This window comes from Streptacidiphilus alkalitolerans, assembly GCF_042511045.1.
Taxonomy (GTDB): Bacteria; Actinomycetota; Actinomycetes; order Streptomycetales; family Streptomycetaceae; genus Streptacidiphilus; species Streptacidiphilus alkalitolerans.
Genome location: NZ_JBHEZX010000004.1, coordinates 1 through 17,403, shown reverse-complemented (window position 1 = coordinate 17,403; position 17,403 = coordinate 1). Strand labels below are relative to the sequence as shown.

General features: G+C 72.0%; 18 protein-coding genes. 7 read left to right on the top strand and 11 right to left on the bottom strand.

What is annotated here, in order from left to right; genetic code table 11:
• Positions 1-78 precede the first annotated feature (78 nt).
• Entirely contained in the window at positions 79-1,548 is a 1,470-nt protein-coding gene (locus ACEZDG_RS09690) for a WGR domain-containing protein (RefSeq protein ID WP_380505545.1), read from the bottom strand.
• 94 nt (positions 1,549-1,642) lie between these two features.
• Positions 1,643-2,602, bottom strand: a complete 960-nt coding sequence (locus tag ACEZDG_RS09685; RefSeq protein ID WP_380505542.1) for a transglycosylase SLT domain-containing protein — start codon at positions 2,600-2,602, stop codon at positions 1,643-1,645.
• Between the two features lie 275 nt (positions 2,603-2,877).
• On the opposite strand from ACEZDG_RS09685, the gene ACEZDG_RS09680 reads away from it, so the two are divergent.
• Both ACEZDG_RS09680 and ACEZDG_RS09675 read left to right on the top strand, forming a co-directional pair.
• Positions 2,878-3,609, top strand: a complete 732-nt coding sequence (locus ACEZDG_RS09680; RefSeq protein ID WP_380505539.1) for a dienelactone hydrolase family protein — start codon at positions 2,878-2,880, stop codon at positions 3,607-3,609.
• A gap of 154 nt (positions 3,610-3,763) precedes the next feature.
• A complete protein-coding gene (locus ACEZDG_RS09675; protein ID WP_380505536.1) occupies positions 3,764-3,994 on the top strand; it encodes a hypothetical protein in 231 nt (76 codons plus the stop codon).
• A 13-nt stretch (positions 3,995-4,007) separates the two neighbouring features.
• On the opposite strand, the gene ACEZDG_RS09670 is transcribed toward ACEZDG_RS09675, so the two are convergent.
• Together ACEZDG_RS09670 and ACEZDG_RS09665 are read right to left on the bottom strand one after the other, a co-directional pair.
• Positions 4,008-4,247 (bottom strand): hypothetical protein, encoded by a 240-nt coding sequence (locus ACEZDG_RS09670; RefSeq protein ID WP_380505533.1) that lies wholly within the window; start codon positions 4,245-4,247, stop codon positions 4,008-4,010.
• Positions 4,248-4,358: 111 nt separating this feature from the next.
• The gene (locus ACEZDG_RS09665; RefSeq protein WP_380505530.1) at positions 4,359-4,562 is read right to left on the bottom strand and encodes a cold-shock protein; all 204 of its coding nucleotides are present in this window, start codon (positions 4,560-4,562) and stop codon (positions 4,359-4,361) included.
• Positions 4,563-4,902: 340 nt separating this feature from the next.
• Here ACEZDG_RS09665 and ACEZDG_RS09660 point away from each other — a divergent pair, with 340 nt between their 5' ends.
• On the top strand, positions 4,903-5,121 hold the full coding sequence (locus ACEZDG_RS09660) for a hypothetical protein (RefSeq protein ID WP_380505528.1): 219 nt from the start codon (positions 4,903-4,905) through the stop codon (positions 5,119-5,121).
• A gap of 84 nt (positions 5,122-5,205) precedes the next feature.
• Here the strand turns inward: ACEZDG_RS09660 and ACEZDG_RS09655 are convergent, their stop codons facing one another.
• The 3 genes from ACEZDG_RS09655 to ACEZDG_RS09645 form a co-directional block, all read right to left on the bottom strand.
• On the bottom strand, positions 5,206-5,598 hold the full coding sequence (locus ACEZDG_RS09655) for a hypothetical protein (RefSeq protein ID WP_380505525.1): 393 nt from the start codon (positions 5,596-5,598) through the stop codon (positions 5,206-5,208).
• 420 nt (positions 5,599-6,018) lie between these two features.
• Positions 6,019-6,264: a hypothetical protein gene (locus ACEZDG_RS09650; protein ID WP_380505522.1), complete on the bottom strand. Its 246-nt coding sequence runs from the start codon at positions 6,262-6,264 to the stop codon at positions 6,019-6,021.
• Between the two features lie 62 nt (positions 6,265-6,326).
• Positions 6,327-6,506 carry a YegP family protein gene (locus ACEZDG_RS09645; protein ID WP_380505519.1) on the bottom strand — a complete coding sequence of 60 codons (180 nt, stop codon included), beginning with the start codon at positions 6,504-6,506 and terminating at the stop codon, positions 6,327-6,329.
• Positions 6,507-6,688: 182 nt separating this feature from the next.
• Between ACEZDG_RS09645 and ACEZDG_RS09640 the strand changes: the two genes are divergently transcribed.
• A complete protein-coding gene (locus ACEZDG_RS09640) occupies positions 6,689-8,410 on the top strand; it encodes a gamma-glutamyltransferase family protein (protein WP_380506884.1) in 1,722 nt (573 codons plus the stop codon).
• A gap of 64 nt (positions 8,411-8,474) precedes the next feature.
• On the opposite strand, the gene ACEZDG_RS09635 is transcribed toward ACEZDG_RS09640, so the two are convergent.
• From ACEZDG_RS09635 to gltX, 4 genes are all read right to left on the bottom strand, one after another.
• Positions 8,475-10,025, bottom strand: coding sequence for a cellulose binding domain-containing protein (locus tag ACEZDG_RS09635; RefSeq protein ID WP_380505516.1), 1,551 nt, complete (start codon positions 10,023-10,025; stop codon positions 8,475-8,477).
• Between the two features lie 234 nt (positions 10,026-10,259).
• The gene (locus ACEZDG_RS37880) at positions 10,260-10,907 is read right to left on the bottom strand and encodes an SCO2400 family protein (protein WP_449341729.1); all 648 of its coding nucleotides are present in this window, start codon (positions 10,905-10,907) and stop codon (positions 10,260-10,262) included.
• 126 nt (positions 10,908-11,033) lie between these two features.
• Positions 11,034-11,537, bottom strand: a complete 504-nt coding sequence (locus ACEZDG_RS09625) for a hypothetical protein (protein ID WP_380505510.1) — start codon at positions 11,535-11,537, stop codon at positions 11,034-11,036.
• 64 nt (positions 11,538-11,601) lie between these two features.
• Positions 11,602-12,978, bottom strand: a complete 1,377-nt coding sequence (gltX, locus tag ACEZDG_RS09620) for a glutamate--tRNA ligase (RefSeq protein ID WP_380506881.1) — start codon at positions 12,976-12,978, stop codon at positions 11,602-11,604.
• Positions 12,979-13,140: 162 nt separating this feature from the next.
• On the opposite strand from gltX, the gene ACEZDG_RS09615 reads away from it, so the two are divergent.
• Genes ACEZDG_RS09615 through ACEZDG_RS09605 form a run of 3 tightly spaced genes read left to right on the top strand, consistent with a single transcriptional unit; the run spans position 13,141 to position 17,044 of the window.
• Positions 13,141-15,477, top strand: a complete 2,337-nt coding sequence (locus tag ACEZDG_RS09615) for an ATP-binding cassette domain-containing protein (RefSeq protein WP_380505507.1) — start codon at positions 13,141-13,143, stop codon at positions 15,475-15,477.
• 29 nt (positions 15,478-15,506) lie between these two features.
• Positions 15,507-16,004 (top strand): hypothetical protein, encoded by a 498-nt coding sequence (locus ACEZDG_RS09610; protein WP_380505504.1) that lies wholly within the window; start codon positions 15,507-15,509, stop codon positions 16,002-16,004.
• On the top strand, positions 16,004-17,044 hold the full coding sequence (locus tag ACEZDG_RS09605; protein WP_380505501.1) for a serine/threonine-protein kinase: 1,041 nt from the start codon (positions 16,004-16,006) through the stop codon (positions 17,042-17,044). Before ACEZDG_RS09610 ends, ACEZDG_RS09605 begins: the two co-directional genes overlap by 1 nt.
• Positions 17,045-17,403 lie beyond the last annotated feature (359 nt).

The window sequence follows — 17,403 nt, the reverse complement described above, 5'->3', positions numbered from 1 at the left end:
AGCCCGGGCGGCTGTGCCCGTCGCTGGTGGGCATATCCGCGCAGGCCCCGCCCACCGGCCGGCAGCCGGTCCGGTGGCTCAGAGCATGCGCTTGATGTCGCCGCGCACCCGGTAGAAGCCGCCGCGCGCGGAGGCCCGTACCTCGGTCACCACATAGCGGGCCCCGGGTACCCGGATGTCCTTGGGGAACTGCACCCGCCAGGTCGGGTCGAAGCCCGGCGAGACCACCCTGATCCGGGTCCGGCTGCCGTCCTGGACGCACTCCACCACCACGCCGCCCGCCGCACCGGCCGGGACCGAGACCACGGTCTCCACCTCCGGCGAGGGCAGCACCCGCTCCCAACCGGTGGCCTTGATGTCCGTGGTCTGCGGCAGCCGCCCGCCCTCCGCCTCGCGGATGGCGTTCTCGCCGGCGTCGACGCAGGCCAGCGAGCCGTCGGTGGTGACGATGTAGAGCCGCTCGTCCCGGTACTGCATGGAGTAGGCCGAGCCGCAGCCCGTACCGAGCTTCCACAGCCGGGTGCCGTCGGCGGCGAAGCAGTAGACCGAGGAGTGGTTGTCCCCGGCGAAGACATATCGCCCGTCCGGCGAGGTGGCACAGGAGAACACCGCGGCGTCGCAGCGGTAGCGGGACCGCTCCGCGCCGTCCGCCTTCGCCAGCCGGTGGACCCAGCCCCGGCTGGTGCCGGCGAAGACCTCCGCCGCCTCCTGCCAGCCGAAGAGCACCGATCCGTCGGTCCCGGTGTGCCAGACCGGAGCGCCGTCCCTGGCCCCGTACATGGTCACGCCGCGGGAGTCGCCGTGGTAGACGCCCTCGTCGTCGCAGCGCACCATCCAGCCGTGGCCGCCGCCGCTGCCCCCGCTGCCGGCCGCACCGCCGCCGCGGCGCCACTGGAACTCGTCCTCGTGGTCGACCGTGGTGACCCCGCCCTGCCGGTCGGAGACGCCCAGTACCCCGTCGTGGATGTCCAGCCAGTAGATGTCCACGTCGTCGGCGATCTCATAGGCGACGTGCGGCACCTTGCCGCCCAGGTCGTAGACCCGGCCGTCGTCGCAGCCCGCGTAGATCCAGAAGTCGTCCGCGACAATGCACTTGACCCCGTCCGGCAGGCCGAACCGACCGGTCACCACCCCGTCGTGGGTGAGTGTGAAGACATCGCCGCGCTGGTTGCCGACCCAGGCGTGCTCCTCCCCCACAAAGATGCCGAAGGCCGCCGCACCGGAGGAGAACCGCCACAGCACCGGGGCCTGACGGGCCGTCGAACGGCTGCTGACGATCTCCCGCCGGGTCACCGCACGCCGCTGCCTGACCCCGCGCACCGCCGGTGCGTACCCCTTGCGCACCTTCTCGCCCACCTTGCGCGCCGCGGCGGCGGCAGCCTTCTCCGCCGTCGGGTAACCGGCCGCACGGGTCTGCCCCGGCTCGCCTATCCGGCCGAAGCTGATGGTCACCCGAGTGCCGGACTGCCGCACCTCGTAGAACTTGTGCGCGCCCCCGCCCTCCTCGGAGAGCTCCAGATAGGTGGTCGATTCAACGGCAGTGGTCATGGCTGACTCCCCTTCAGTCCTCTATGACCAGAACCCTAGAACCGGGCACTGACAATGCCGCGCGGCCGTCCCTGCCCCGGCCGTTCGGACGGACTCAGCCGTTCAGGCAGGGGCAGTCGGCCATCAGCGCCTTGACGGTGGACACATAGCCCGGGTTGGGGATCACCGTCTTTCCGATCGTCGTACCTGTGGCCGGGTCCGTGGTCGTGGTGTAGTGCACGTTCCCGGCACCGGCGTTGTAGGCCGCGATCACCAGGTCGAGCAGCGGGTTGTCGCCGGTCGCCGGGTCGGGCGCGAGGTTGTAGTCGCCGCCGAAGTCGGAGTCCCCGTAGTAGGCGACGAGTTCGTCCAGCAGTTCCGCGCCGAGTTCGGTGTTGCCGGCCAGGGTGTGCACATCGGCGCCGGTGCCGAACTTGCCGTTCATCCAGGTCGCCGTGGCGGGCATGATCTGCATGGTCCCGATGCCGCCGTCGCAGGCCAGGATGGCCGACTGCCAGCCGCTCTCCTGCCAGGCGACGGCCCGCACCAGGTTGACCGGCAGCGGCGGGAGCTGGTCCGTGCCGCCCAGGCTGAGCGACAGCGTCCTGGACTGCCCGGCCGCGTTGGCCAGCGCGGCGCCGACGTCGGAACGGGACGCGTTGGTCCCGGTGTAGCTCGGCTTGCAGGAGCTCTGCAGCGGCGGGGTGCCGGTCGCCACCGCCGGGGGCTTGGGCGCGACCGGCCCGGCCTTCTTCTTGGGCGGCGGCTTGGCCGCAGCCAGCTTGGCAGCCGCCGACTTGGCAGGGGCGGCCTGGCTCCGGCTCGCCGAGGGGTGCGCCGACTTCCGCGCGCTCGGTGTGGCGCTCGGCGTGGCACTGGCCGTGGTGCTCGGCGACGCCCCCGCGCTGCCCGCCGCCCCGCTCGGGTCGGCGGCGACCGAGGCCCCGGCCGTTCCCGGGGCGTCCGCCGAGACCGTGGTCGAGTGCTGCCGCTGCGCGCAACCGGTCAGCAGCGCGGCCGAGACCGCGACCGACAGCAGCCCGGCCGCTGTCCTCCGAAGTGTGGTGCTCCCCATGTGTTCCCCCGCAGTGTCGGATCAGACCGTCGACTGGCGGTCATCCTACGAACCGATCCGCGACCCGCCGCCGCCGGGGCCTCCCCCGTGCGCCGTGCGCAAAAACCCGTTGGCGGACGATGACGACCGCTGATACCGTGCCGAAGGCCGTGCGAGAGAACGAGGAGGTGGTACCCGTGAACCTGATATCGACATGGGTGCTCCTCTCCGGGGTCATGGTCGGACGATAGGTCGTCCGGGAGCGCCGTTCGTTTGCACTCCCGAAAGGCATGACCATGCACATCACTTCTGAGCAGCGCCTCGACGACGGCGTCCTCGAGCGCGAGTTCACCCTCGGCGAGATCCCCGGCACCCTGTGGACGCCCGGATCCGCCGCACCGGCCACACCCGCCCCGCTGGTCCTGATGGCCCACAACAACGGCCTGCCCCGGCGGGAAGCCCGACTGGTGGCCCGGGCCCGGCACACCGCCGCGTACGGCTACGCGGTGGCCACCATCGACACCCCTGGATGCGGTGACCGGCCCCGTTCCGCCGCCGCCGACCAGGCCCGCGCCGACCTCCGCCGGGCGATGCAGGCCGGTGAGCCGGTCGACGAGATCTTCGAGTCCCTCGTCGGCCCGCTGGTCGAAGAGGCGGTCCCGGAGTGGCGGACCGCCCTGGACGCCCTCCTCGCACTGCCCGAGATCGGCGGCCCGGTCGGGTATTCCGGCTGGACCGCGCTGGGTATCCGGCTGGCGGCGGTCGAGCCGCGCATCGCAGCCGCCGGTCTCTTCGCCGGGGGTTACGTGCCCCGCGCCCAGCGCGAGGAGGCCCGGCAGGTCACCGTCCCACTGCTGTTCCTGCTGCAGTGGGACGACGAGGGGAACCCCCGGCAGCGGGCCCTGGACCTGTTCGACGCCTTCGGCAGCAAGGAGAAGACGCTGCACGCCAACCTGGGCGGCCACACCGGTACCCCGTGGTTCGAGCTGGAGGACGGGGGCCGGTTCTTCGACCGGCACCTGAAGTAGGCACCTGCACAACCGCCCCGATCACGGCGGTACCGGCCATCAGCGCGGTACCGGCGCGGTCGGGGCGGCGCGGTCGGGGCGGCGCGGTCTCCGCCCGGGAAAGCGGAACTGCCGCCGAGTAGCGACACCCCGGCAAACCCGGTTTGCTGGGCAGATGGACGACCCGATCCCGCGGTTCACACACGAGCTGGCCACCCTGGCCGAGGGCAGCATCACCGAGGCGCAGGCCAAGGACTTCGTGCAGCGCGTCTACGGCGTCGGCCGCAACGAGGGCGGACGTGAATCAGCCGCCGACGTCACCAAGTTCCAGCGCCAGGCCGAGGAACTCCGCAGGGAGAACACCACCCTGCGGAACCGCCTGGGCCTGCCCCCGCGCAAGCACTGACCCGGGCCGCCGCTCACAGTTTCGGGTCCGCCGGGTGGCTGTCGATGATCTCCGCGCTACCGTCCTCGAAGTCGAAGGCGTCCAGGGCCACGTTGTACCGTTTGGCGATCTCGACGAGCTCGCGCCCGTACTGCACGAACTCCTCCGCGCCGATCTTGTGGCCCGCGCTGTCGTACGCCTGCGCGACGACGTGCTCCGGGCCGACCTCGCGCCGCACCCAGACCTTCACCCTCACCGCACTCCGAGTGTTCATAACCCCATGATCGGCTGACGTCCGCCTACTGGCACCCGGAGCACCCGGAGACGGAAGAGGCCCCGTCGAACAGCTGCGGGCTGTCCACGGGGCCTCGACCTACTGAAAGGATCAGGCCGGAACGATGTTCTCCGCCTGCGGGCCCTTCTGCCCCTGGGTGACGTCGAAGGTCACCTTCTGGCCCTCGAGCAGCTCACGGAAGCCCTGAGCGTTGATGTTCGAGTAGTGGGCGAAGACGTCGGCGCCGCCGCCGTCCTGCTCGATGAAGCCGAAGCCCTTTTCGGCGTTGAACCACTTCACGGTACCGCTGGCCATGCTGTTCTCCTTGATGCGCACAGTCGCTCCAGCATCCGCATGGTGCGGGCGCCATGCTCCCGCCGGCGACTCGGTGCGAGGGGATCCCGGACAGCAAAAACGCCCGTGATCGCGATCACGGACGAGACGAACTCGGGAACCACGACTGCTACTGACAGCCACGCTACCGGGCATCGGACACCACCGCACCAGGACACGACAAGCAGATGTCGACACGTCCACAATTGGCGGGCCCGGATGCCGTGGCAGATCCCCCGTTCGGCCGCCGAACACGGGCCGACCGGGCCCATTCCATACCCCGGGGCTCGCGCCGTCCGCGCAATCACCGCAGGCTGGATGCATGGACGACACCCTCGAACCCCTCGTCATCATCCTCGGCCTGGAGAGCGGCCCGGACGGCACCGGACGCCGGGTCCAGATCGGCAGAAATGTGATCGCCATCGCCGAGTGCCGCTCCGACGTCGACCAGCTGCTGAAGATGGCCGGTCTGACCGAATGGGTGGAACTCGACCCCACGATCGTCGAGTGGCGCGGTGGCGGCCCCGAGGTATGGCCGTAGACACCCGCCGGGCCCTGGCCCACACACACGTGTCCCGCCGGCCCGAACGGGCGCCGACGGGACACGTACGTGCGAGAGGCGATATCAGGAGCGCGAGCCCGTGGTGGACGAGTTCGCGCCGTTGCTGTCGGCGTCCTGCGCGCTCTGCAGGTAGTACGCGTGGCCGGTGGCGTCGACGCCGGTGGCGGTCAGGCCGGAGGAGGCCCCGTCGCGGTCAGCGTGGGCGCAGGTCTGCAGGTACGAGGGGCCCTCGTGGTACCAGCCGTGGTGGTAGCCCTCCCAGTGGCCCCAGCCGTAGCCGTGGCCCCAGTAGTCGTCTCCGGCGCTGGAGAACGTGCCCGCGGACGAGGCGCCGTCGCCGTTGGCGGAGGCGGAGAACTCGCCGTACTGCGCGTGGGCGCTGGCAGCGCCCGCGCCGATCAGCAGGATCGGGGCGGTGGCCGCGGCCAGGACCGCGGACATGATGAGCTTGCGCATAGAACGAACATCCCTCGGTTCACGAACTCGTGCACGCGTTGCCTGCACCCGGCCGGGGCGTGGGATGCCCCGAGGATGAACGTCCGAGGCCGTGCACCGCCCGGGTCGTCGGACATGACCCTGCCTGCCGGACGACCCCGCCCCAGGGATATCGGGCGTATACGTCGTAAATTCAGCCGCAGGGGTGACAAGTACGACGAATGCTCCGCCTGCGCCGGTCCACGCCCGTCCAGTGCACGCTCGATGTCCCACCCGGTTCACTCGAAGGCATGCACACCCCTCGACCCGGTGACAGACCGGCTACGCCCAAGCAGCCCACGGGATCAGTAGAGGGGGCCGGTCCCCGTGTGTCGGGACCAGCCCCCGCTCTCGCGCTCAACCCGTCTCTCGGCCTTCGTGGCCCGGTGCGCACCAACCACGCTACGGCTGGGGTCTGACAGGAGGCGGCTCCGCGCGGGCGCTGCCCTGCACCACCGGCGGGGTGGCGCGGACGTAGCGCACGGGGGCTTCCCTGATCATCTCGATGGCCTGCTCGCAATCGGGCCTGCTGGAGAGGCTGAGCTCCATCGCCGGCTGCTCCGGAGCCGGCTCACCCGGGCCCGTCGGGACCAACTGCAGCACCCAGTCGTCCGGGCCACGGCGGGTGACGGCGAAGGTGAACTCCATCAGCCCCTCCAGTGGCTCCAGTGGTTCCTGTGGTTCCGGCGGTTCCGGCCCGCGAATCCCGGTCAGGCCGCGTCTCTGGTGTCGGCCTCGGCCGCTGCCTGCTTGACCGCCTCACAGCCCTGCTCCGCACCGGACCTGGTGGGGAAGCCGTCCCCGGTGGCGACGACCTCACCGTTGGCGGCCTTGAGCCGAAAGCGCCACAGATGTGCCTTGTCCTCGTAGACCTCGAAGTGCGCCGACATGCGAACCACTCCCCTCGGGACGAAGGCTCCTGCGTCCACGCTACGACCGCGCCCGAACGGCGGCATCCCGGGGCCTCCGGGCGGCTCGTAGAGTGATCGCTCGAAGCACGGTCGAAAGGGATGAAGACGTGAGGGACTTGGCCAGCTCGACAACACGACCGACGCTGCGGGGCACCTTCGGCATGGTGTCCAGCACGCACTGGCTCGCCTCGCAGTCGGCGATGGCCGTGCTGGAGGGCGGCGGCAACGCCTATGACGCGGCGGTCGCCGCCGGATTCGTCCTGCACGTGGTCGAACCGCACCTCAACGGACCGGGCGGGGAAGTACCGGTGATCCTCGCCCCGGCGGGCGGCGAGGTCCGGGTGCTGTCCGGGCAGGGTCCGGCACCGGCCGGAGCCACCATCGCGCGCTACCGCTCGCTGGGCCTCGACCTCGTCCCCGGGACCGGACCGCTGGCCGCCGCGATACCGGGCGCCTTCGACGCCTGGATGGTGCTGCTCCGCGACTACGGCACCAAGTCGCTTGCCGACGTGCTGGCCTACGCCATCGGCTACGCCGAGGACGGCCACCCGCTGCTGCCCGCCGTCGGGGCGACGGTGGAGACGGTGCGCGAGCTCTTCGAGACCGAGTGGACCAGCTCCGCCGAGCTCTACCTGCCACTGCCCGAGCCCGGCGCCCTGTTCCGGAACCCAGCCCTGGCCGCGACCTGGCGCACCCTGCTGCGCGAGACGGCCGGGCTCTCCCGCGAGGCCGGGATCGAGCAGGCCCGGAGGATCTGGCGCGAGGGATTCATCGCCGAGGCCGTCGTCGACTTCGCCGCCAGGCCCGCGATGGACAGCTCCGGCGAGCGCCACGCCTCCACCCTCACCGCCGCCGACCTGGCCGGCTACGAGGCCCGGTACGAGGCCCCGGCGACCTACGACTGGAACGGCTGGACCCTCTGCAAGGCCGGCCCCTGGAGTCAAGGTCCGTCCTTCCTCCAGCAGTTGGCGCTGCTCCCGGAGGGGTTCGACTACTCCTCGGCCGACTCCCTGCACACCCTGGTCGAGGGCACCAAGCTCGCCATGGCTGACCGCGAGGCCTGGTACGGCGACACCGCCGGGGTCCCGCTCGCCGACCTGCTGTCCCGCGCGTACAACGACGAACGCCGGGCCCTGATCGGCCCGAAGGCGTCCTACGAACTGCGCCCCGGCAGCCCGGGCGGACGCACACCGCGGCTGCCGGACCGTCCCTTCGGCCAGGACGGGGCGGTTGAGCCCTCCGCGGGGACCACGGCCGGGGCCGGGGAGCCGACGGTCCGGTTCGACGGGCTGACCCGGGGCGACACCTGCCACCTCGACATCGTCGACCGCTGGGGCAACATGGTCGCGGCGACGCCCAGCGGGGGCTGGCTCCAGTCCAACCCGGTGATCCCCTCGCTCGGGTTCCCGCTCGGCACCCGGCTGCAGATGGCCTGGCTGCAGCCGGACCTGCCCAACTCGCTCACCCCCGGCCGCCGTCCGCGCACCACGCTCAGCCCGTCGCTCGCGCTGCGGGACGGCGCCCCGGTGCTGGCGTTCGGGACCCCGGGCGGAGACCAGCAGGACCAGTGGTCCCTGCACTTCTTCCTCGCCGTCGCGCTCGGCGGGCTCAGCCTCCAGGCCGCCATCGACGCGCCCAACTGGCACACCGACAGCTTCCCCAGCTCCTTCTACCCGCGGGAGATGCTGCCCGGCAGCGTCACCGTCGAGTCCCGGATCGGCGAGGAGACGATCGCCGCGCTGCGCGAACGCGGCCACGACGTCACCGTGGCCGGCCCCTGGACCGAGGGGCGGCTGTGCGCGGTCGCCCGCGACCCGGAGACCGGTGTGCTCTCGGCAGCCGCCAACCCGCGCGGGATGCAGGGCTACGCCGTCGGCCGCTGACGGTCGGAACTGGCAGACGAACGGGCCCCGGCAAGCATCGCCGGGGCCCGTTCGTCCAGCAGGCTCAGCCGGTGAAGGCGCCGAACGCCTTGGCGAAGTCGTACGTGGACTGCGCGATGCTGCTGCAGCTCGCGTCGGCCCAGGCCTGCGCCCCGCCCGAGCACTGCTTGTCGCGGGTCGCCGACCACATCGACAGCCAGGCCAGGTGCTTGCTGCTCGCGAACGTGGCCAGCTGCTTGGCGTCGGCGACGGTGAACACCTCGGTGCTGGTGTCATTGACGCCGATCATGGGCGTGACCGCGACATGCTTCCAGGCATCCGCGTCGGAGAGCCCGAAGATGCTCTTGACCTGGGCCTGGGTGGCCGTGGCGGCGTCAATGGCGTAGGTGCCCATCCGGCCGCTGGGGCTGGGGGCGGCACCGTCGCCGTAGTCCATCGCCATGATGTTGACCGCAGCCACCGAGACGCCGTTGGACTTGGCGTTCTGCAGCAGGTCGGTGCCGGACTGGACCAGGCCGGAGGGCAGCACCGGGAGGGTGTAGGAGACCTCCAGCGTCTTGCCCTTGGCCTTGGCGGTGGCCTGGAGCTGGGCTATCGCCTGGTTGCGCCGGGTGATCCCGGCGGTGTCGGTGGTCGCGCCGCCCTCGACATCAAAGTCGATCTTGGTCAGCCCGTAGGCGTCGATGACCTTCTGGTAGGCCGCCGCCAGGCTGCTCACCGAGCTGCAGGACTCCGCCAGTTCGGTCCCGTTCGCACCGCCGAAGGACACCCGGACGTCGCCGCCGGCCGCCCGCAGCTGGGCGATCTGGCCGGGGACGCCGGTGCTGTCGATCGGGCTGACCCCGCCCCAGGCCGGGGTGCAGGACCCTCCGGCGAGGACGAAAGCCAGGTTGTAGCTCTTGGCGCCACCGGCCTTGGCCGCGGCCAGGGTGTCGAACGCCGGGTACAGGGAGGTGTCGACATAGGGCGAGAAACCGCTGGTCGCGGTGCTGCCAGTGCCACTGCCGCCGCCGGACGTGGGGGTCGGCGTGGGGGTGGGCGTCACCGACTTGGTCGGAGTCGGCGTGGGCGTCGGGGTGGCCGATTTGGTCGGCGTGGGCGAGGCCGAGTGCGAGGCGGAGGCCGACGAGGTCGGCTGGCCGCTGGGCGTCGGCGCACTGCCGGTGGAACAGCTCGCCCCGTTGATCGTGCAACCGGTGGGCGCGCCCGAACCGGAGACCACAAAGCCCACGACCGCGTGCTGGCCGGCGCTGAGGGTGCTGTCCCAGTTCGCGGGAGTGACCGTGATGTGGCCGCCGCTCGCGGTGAAGGTCGCGTTCCAGAGCGAGCTGATGGTCGCCCCGGCCGGGAGGTCGAACGCCAACTTCCAGCCGCTGACCGTGGATCCGCTGCTGTTGTTGATGTCGTACTGCCCGCTGTAGCCGTTCCCCCAGTCGCTGGTCGTCGAGTACACCGCGCCGACCGTGGCCGCGCTGGCGCTCGATGCGAGCGCCACGACCGTGCCGCCGACCAGCGCCGCGGCGACGGCCGAGGCACCGATGACGGTTCCGCGGCGGGAACGCCGCCGACGCGAACCGGCAGAAGTGCGGGAGCGGTCTCGGGAGTGTGACGTCATACGAGTTGCCTCCGGTGCGCTTGCGCTTGCACGGATCTCTGCGGATCCCTGGAGGCCGGGTCGTCTGGGGGTGGAGCGAGGAGCGGCACCCTCCTGGCGAAAGCCCGCTCCCGGCCCGATCAACCCGGCCGCCGCCGACGCTACCGGCCGGTCACCCCCACAAACCCCATGCTCAGACTGCGGTAGAGCCCCCTTACGACCCCGTTAAGGAATCTCCGGTTCCGGCCCTCGCGGTCAGCCGCTGCACCACCAGAGGATGTGGGCGGTGCACTCGGCCGTGGGGGTGGGTGAGGGCGGGGAGGGCTTGGGCGAGTGGGTGGCTGTCGGCGAGGCGGGCGGGGCGGAGGGCGAGGCGGAAGCGCTGGGCTTTCGGGTGCCCGTCGCCCGGGGCGCGGACGGGCTGGCGCTCGCGGTGGCCGAGTGCGAACTCGACGCGGACGGGGAAGTCGTCGCCGGGTCCGTGGCGTCGGTCGCGGCGCCGGCGCCGGGCACCGTGGGGGACGGGCTCGCCGTGCCGCTGGCGCCGGCCGAGCCGGTCCGGCCGGCCTGCAGGTCCGCGGTGGGGGGTGCGGAGGAGTGGAGCGCCAGCGCACCGGCGCCGGCGATCACCGCGATCGCCGCCGCGGCCAGCACCAACGCCCAACGGCCGCGCCTGGACCTGCTGTTGCGCCGCTGCCGGCGCCGAGCGGTGGAGCGGCCGGCCCCGAGGGGTGGCGGAGGGGTGCCGTACGCCGACTCCGACGTCAGGTCGGAATCAGCGAAGAGCGCCTGCTCACCGGATTCCGCTGTCGCCCCGGCGACCGGCTCCCCGATGGGCCGCCCGCATCCCGGGCAGTTCAGGGCGCCGTTGAGATGGCGCCTACAGGAGGAGCAGTAGTTCATACGGACTTCCGTGCAGGGAGGCGTGGGCTGCCGCCCATGGTTTCCCCCACACCCTAAGCTGACCAGAACATGATCGAACAGCTGATCCACGTGTGATTTATGGGGAGAAACGGTGCGCTCCGCTGGTCAGCGGCCCATCCGCCGCAACCGACCCGCACGGGCAGTCACACAGCTGTTCCACATAGTCACCCCGGCGGTCAGCAACTCGCGTACCGCGGCCCGCTCCTCCGGGGTCCAGGTGGCGATCTCGTCCCCGAAGAGCTTGTCGTAGGCGCTGTTGTGCACCGCGCCCTGCGCGGGCAACTGCTGCCAGGCGTCCAGGCCACGGGCCAGGTCCTCCAGGAAGTTCCACGCCTCCAGCACCCAGCCCGCCTCGATGCCCCGCTCGGCCGGACCCTTCAGCCACCGCTCCACCTGCGCCAGCCCGACGAACGCCGGGCCGCGTGCGGCCAACCGCTCACCGCGGCCCCGCAGGAACCGGGACGCCTGCCCCTCGTTCCGGAACACCGGCAGCACCCGCCCGCCCGCTCCCTGCACGGTCAGCACCCGGTCCTGCTCAGCCTCCTCCGAGCCGGCCCACACCACCACGGCGTCCCGCTCCCGCCCCTGCACCCGTATCCCCCACAACATCCCCGTCCCCCTCACCTTTCGCCGGCGTCGATGCGCCCCGTGCTGTCGCGTGATGGGGGCTCAGTCACGGCTCCAGGCGGGCCAGGGCGGCGTCGATCCTGGCGAGGGTGCGGGCGCGGCCCAGGGCTTCGAGGGACTCGAAGAGGGGGAGGCCGACGGTGCGGCCGGTGACCGCGACCCGGATCGGGGCCTGGGCCTTGCCCAGCTTCAGGCCGTTCTTCTCGCTGACGGCCTCCAGCACCGCCTTCAGCCCCTCCGCCCGCCAGGACGGGCCCTCGGCAAGCGCGGCCAGCGCGGCCCGCGCGTCGCGGAGGATCCCGGCGGCCCCCGGCTTCATCGCCTTGGCCCACCCGGCCTCGTCGTCAACCGGCTGGTCCAGGAACAGGAAGTCCACATAGGCGGTGATCTCCGACAGCACCGTGATCCGGGTCTGCGCGAGCGGCGCGACCGTCTCGAAGAGCGCCTGGTCGAAGGACTCGGCCGGCCACGGCGCGTGCGGGGCGCGGAGCCAGGGGGTGCAGGCGGCGACGAACGCGGCCGGGTCCAGCGCGCGGATGTACTCGCCGTTGAACGCGGCCAGCTTCTTCACGTCGAAGAACGCGGAGGAGCCGTTGACGTCCTTGATGTCGAAGAGCTGCTCAAGCTCCGCGTAGGGACGGATCTCGCGGTCCTCGCCCGGTCCCCAGCCCAGCAGCATCAGGTAGTTGACCATGGCCTCGGGCAGGTAGCCCTCGGCGAGGTAGTCCTCCAGGGCGACCTTGTCGCGGCGCTTGGACAGCTTCTGCCGCTTCTCGTTGACGATCACCGGCAGGTGCGCCCAGACCGGCGGCACGGCGCCCAGCGCCTCCCACAGCAGCTGCTGCTTGGGGGTGTTCGACAGGTGCTCCTCGCCGCGGATCACCTCGGTGATGCCCTCGTCCAGGTCGTCGACCACGTTGGCGATCAGGAACACCGACGAGCCGTCGCCGCGCGCGATCACAAAGTCCTCGATGGCGGCGTTCGGGAAGGACGGCTCGCCGCGGATCAGGTCCACCACGACCGTGCTGCCCTCGTCCGGGGTGCGGAACCGCAGCGCCCGACCCGCCTCGTACTCGAGTCCCCGGTCACGGCAGAAGCCGTCGTACCCGAGCTGCGCGGACCCGGTGCGCTCGGCGACCTGCTCGCGGGTGCAGTCGCAGTAGTACGCCCGCCCGGCCGCCAGCAGCTGCAGCCCGGCCTGCCGGTGCCGCTCGGCGTTCTGCGACTGGAAGTACGGGCCCTCGAACGCCGGGTCGGACTCGTCGATGCCGATGGCCGCGAGCGCGCTGACGATGCCGTCGATCCACTCCGGCTTGTTGCGCGCCGCGTCGGTGTCCTCGATCCGCAGCACGAACGTGCCGCCGGCCTTGCGCGCCACCGCCCAGTTGTAGAGGGCGGAGCGGGCCCCGCCGACATGGAACATGCCGGTCGGAGAAGGGGCGAAGCGAACGCGGACCGGGGCAGCAGACATGCCGCAGATCCTACCGAGCCCCAGGTCGGGACCGCGTCCGAACCGGGCCAGGACCGCCACCGCACCCGCCCGGGCACCGGGCGGCAACCGGGACCCGGCGGTAAAATCCTGCCTATGGGAGAGCGTTCCGCTGCTCCGGAGCTGGTGCTCAGGACGGACGGCGACTCACAGCTGATCAGCCCCAGCCGGTCCTACCAGCTGGGGCGGGACCCCCTGAGCGACATCGTCCTCGCCGACCCCCGGGTCTCCTGGCACCACGCGGTCCTGCACGCCGACAGCACCCACTGGACCCTGGACGACGTCGGCAGCAGCAACGGCACCTACGCCGACGGCCACCAGGTCGAGCACCTGGACGTCGGCGCCGGCAGCCTGCTGCGCTTCGGCGACGCCGTGGACGGTGCCTGGGCCGCGCTGAGCGAGCTGCCCCGGCCGACGGAGCAGCGCGCCGTACCGGCCTCCCCGTCCGCGCTGACCGCCCTCACCGGCTCGTTCCGGCAGCCGACCAGGATCCGGCGGCTGCCCACCCGGGTGCTGCGGATCGGCCGTGCCTCGGACAACGACCTGGTGGTGCCCGACCTGACCGTCTCCCGCAACCACGCCGAGCTCCGGGCCAGGCCGGACGGCGGCTACGAGATCGTCGACCTGGCCAGCCACAACGGGACCCATGTCAACGGCAGCCCGGTCGACCGCGCCCCGTTCGGGCCGACCGACCTGCTCGGCATCGGCCACTCCGTCTTCTGCCTGGTCGGCGACGAGCTCCAGGAGTTCGTGGACACCGGCGAGGTCACCCTGGACGTGGCCGGCCTGGTGGTCGAGGTCGGCGAGGACCGGCGCACCCTGCTCGACTCGGTGTCCTTCCCGGTCGGCCAGAAGAGCATGCTCGCGGTGGCCGGGCCGAGCGGCGCGGGCAAGTCCACGCTGCTCAACGCGCTCACCGGGCTGCGCCCCGCGGACCGGGGCACCGTGCACTACGACGGCCGCGACCTCTACCGGGACTACGCGGAGCTGCGCAGCCGGATCGGCCTGGTCCCGCAGGACGACATCCTGCACACCCAGCTGACCGTGCGCAGAGCCCTCGGCTACGCCGCCGAGCTGCGCTTCCCGGGCGACACCACCGCCGCCGAGCGCCAGGGCCGGGTCGAGGAGGTGATCTCGGAACTGGGCCTGGGCCAGCGCGCCGACCAGGTGATCTCCAGCCTCTCCGGCGGCCAGCGCAAGCGGGTCAGCGTGGCCCTGGAACTGCTCACCAAGCCCTCGCTGCTGTTCCTGGACGAGCCCACCTCCGGCCTCGACCCCGGCATGGACCGCTCGGTGATGCACATGCTGCGCAGCCTCGCGGACGACGGCCGCACCGTGATCGTGGTGACCCACAGCGTGCTCAGCCTGGACGTCTGCGACCGGCTGCTGCTGCTCGCCCCCGGCGGCCGGGTCGCCTTCTACGGTCCGCCGGACGAGACCCTGTCCTTCTTCGGTTTCGCCGACTGGCCGGACGCCTTCGAGTCCTTCGAGAACGACACCGGACGCGACTGGGCCGGCCAGTTCCTCGGCTCCGCCCCGCACCGGCAGTACGTCGCCTCGGTGATGGAGCAGCCCGGCCGGACCGGCCCGCAGGCCCGTCCGGCCGTCCCGTCCGCCCCCGCGCAGAGCTGGGGCTCGCAGTTGGGCACGCTGGTCCGGCGCTACTCCGCGGCGCTGGCGGCGGACCGCACCTTCCTCGCCATCATGGTGGCGCTGCCGTTTGTGATGGGCGCGATGGCCCGCGCCCTGGCCGGAAGCAGTCTGACCGCGACCACGGCGCTGAACGCCCTGCTCATCGTGTGCGTCGGCTGCGTACTCACCGGCGCGGCCAACGCGGTGCGCGAACTGGTCAAGGAACGGGTGATCTACCAGCGGGAGAGAGCCGTCGGCCTGTCCCGCTCCGCCTACCTCTGCTCCAAACTCGTGGTGCTGGGCACGGTGACCGTGGTGCAGGCGGTGGTGCTCACCATGGTCGGACTGTTCGGCGTCAAGCTCCGACCACAGGGCGGCGGCGTGCTGATGCCGCCGCTGCTGGAGATCACCCTCGCCGCCGCGCTGCTCGCCTTCACCGCGATGGCCCTGGGGCTGCTGGTCTCGGCCCTGGTCAAGAAGGAGGAGGTGACCATGCCGCTGCTGGTGCTGCTGGCCATCGTGCAGGTGGTGTTCTGCGGCGCGCTGCTCCCCCTCGACGGCGTCCCGGTGCTCAACCAGCTGTCCTGGCTGGTGCCCTCGCGCTGGGCCCTGGGCGCCATGGCCAGCACCGTCGACCTGCACCGGATCGTGCCCGGCACCCTCACCGACGACCCGCTGTTCGCCCACACCGCCGGCACCTGGCTGCTGGACATGGGCATGCTGGTGGTGCTCTCCACCGTGTTCTCGCTGGCCGTCGCCCGCCTGCTGCGCAGGCATGAACCCGCTGTCATGCGGAAGTAGCGCAGCAGCTCGGAGGGATGGGACGTCCTATGGACACGTTCGAGTTCCGGCCCACCCATGTGGTGCCCGCGGAGGGCCTGCCCACCTGGGCCGGTCCCGACCCCTCCGAACCGTCCACCCCGCTCGACCCGCTGCTGCCGGTGCAACTGACCGACAGCCGCGGCGACTGGGCCCGCGTGCTCTGCTCCAACGGCTGGTCCGCCTGGGTGGACGGCCGCCTGCTGGTCTCCCTGCCGCAGCGCCCGCCCGGCACGGAGCACCCGCTCACCCGAACGGCGGATCCGCGCCCGATGCTGGCGAAGCTGGAACGGGCGCTCGCGGAGTACCGCGCCAGGCTGGACGAGCTGGCCGACGGACGGCTCGACCTGGAGACCTTCCGCAGCCGCACCCGAGACGTCCGCCTCGGCGCCGTCGTCGACGGTGACGCCGCATGGCTGCTCGACCTCGAACAGGGCCGCTGGTTCTACTGCGACGGCGCCCAGCTCAGGACCTACGCCACCGTGGACGTCCCGCCGGTGGAGCCCTGATGTCGGCCCCGCTCCCGCTTCCGCCCTCCGACATGATCGGCCGGAGGATCGCCGGCTACCGGCTGGAACGGGAGATCGGCCGCGGCGGCATGGCCGTGGTCTACCAGGCCGAGGACCTGCGCCTGGGCCGCACCGTCGCGGTGAAACTGCTGGCGCCCGAACTCGCCCGCAACGACCTCTTCCGCAAGCGCTTCGAGTACGAGTCGCATGTCGCCGCGTCCATCGACCACCCGCACATCGTCCCGGTGTTCGACGCCGGCGAGGCCGAGGGCGTCCTGTTCATCGCGATGCGCTACGTCCACGGGCGCGATCTGCGGGTGCTGCTGGACCGCGAGGGACCGCTCTCGCTCCAGCAGGCCACCCGGATCGCCGCCCAGGTCGCCTCGGCCCTGGACGCGGCCCACGCCCACGACCTGGTCCACCGGGACGTCAAACCCGGCAACATCCTGGTCGCCGAGGGCACCGACAGCGACCACCCGGAGCACGTCTACCTGACCGACTTCGGCCTGACCAAGAAGTCCCTCTCGCTGACCGGCCTGACCACGGTGGGCCAGTTCGTCGGGACGGTCGACTACGTGGCGCCCGAGCAGATCTCCGGACGGCCGGTGGACGGCCGCTGCGACGTCTACAGCCTGGGCTGCGTGGTCTTCGAATGCCTGGCGGGCGGTTCGCCGTTCCGCCGGGAGGACGAACTGGCCATGCTCTGGGCCCATCTGCACGAACCCCCGCCCCCGCTCCCCCGGCACCGGACGAGCCGCCCGGGCCTGCCCCAACTCCCGGACCTGCCTGAGGCGTTGGACGCGACCCTGGCCAAGGCGCTGGCGAAGACCCCCGACGAACGCTACGACAGCTGCCTCGCCTTCGTCGCCGCGGTACGCGCGGCGGGCACGGTCGGCGCGCACAGCGCCGCGGCGGCGGTCCGTGAACCCACCCGCCTGGTCCCCGTCCTCCGCCACCCCCCACCCCCACCCCCCTGGGCCACCCCCGTCTACGCCACAGCCCCCGACCCCACCGCTGAGCCCAACACCCCACCCACCTAAGGAGCGCACCCGACCCACCCGCTCAACACCCCACCCACCCAAGGGGCGCGGGGAACTGCGCGCCCAACCAGGCCCCACCCGCACCCGCCCGCAAAGCCCAGCCACCCGCCTACCGCTCCCCCACGCCCCGCCGGAATCGCCCACCCACCGCACCCCCGACCAACCCCGCCAACGCCCCCCACAACGCCCCGAGCAGCACCTCCCGCAGCAGATCCGCATGCAGCGACACCGACCCGGCCACCACCCCATTCCCACCGCCGCCCCCACCGCCACCCCCTCCCAGCAACCCCCCGAGCTCGTCCAACCCCCCACCCCCGCCGACCCCGAGCAGCCCGAGCCCGTACCCCGCGGACACCCGC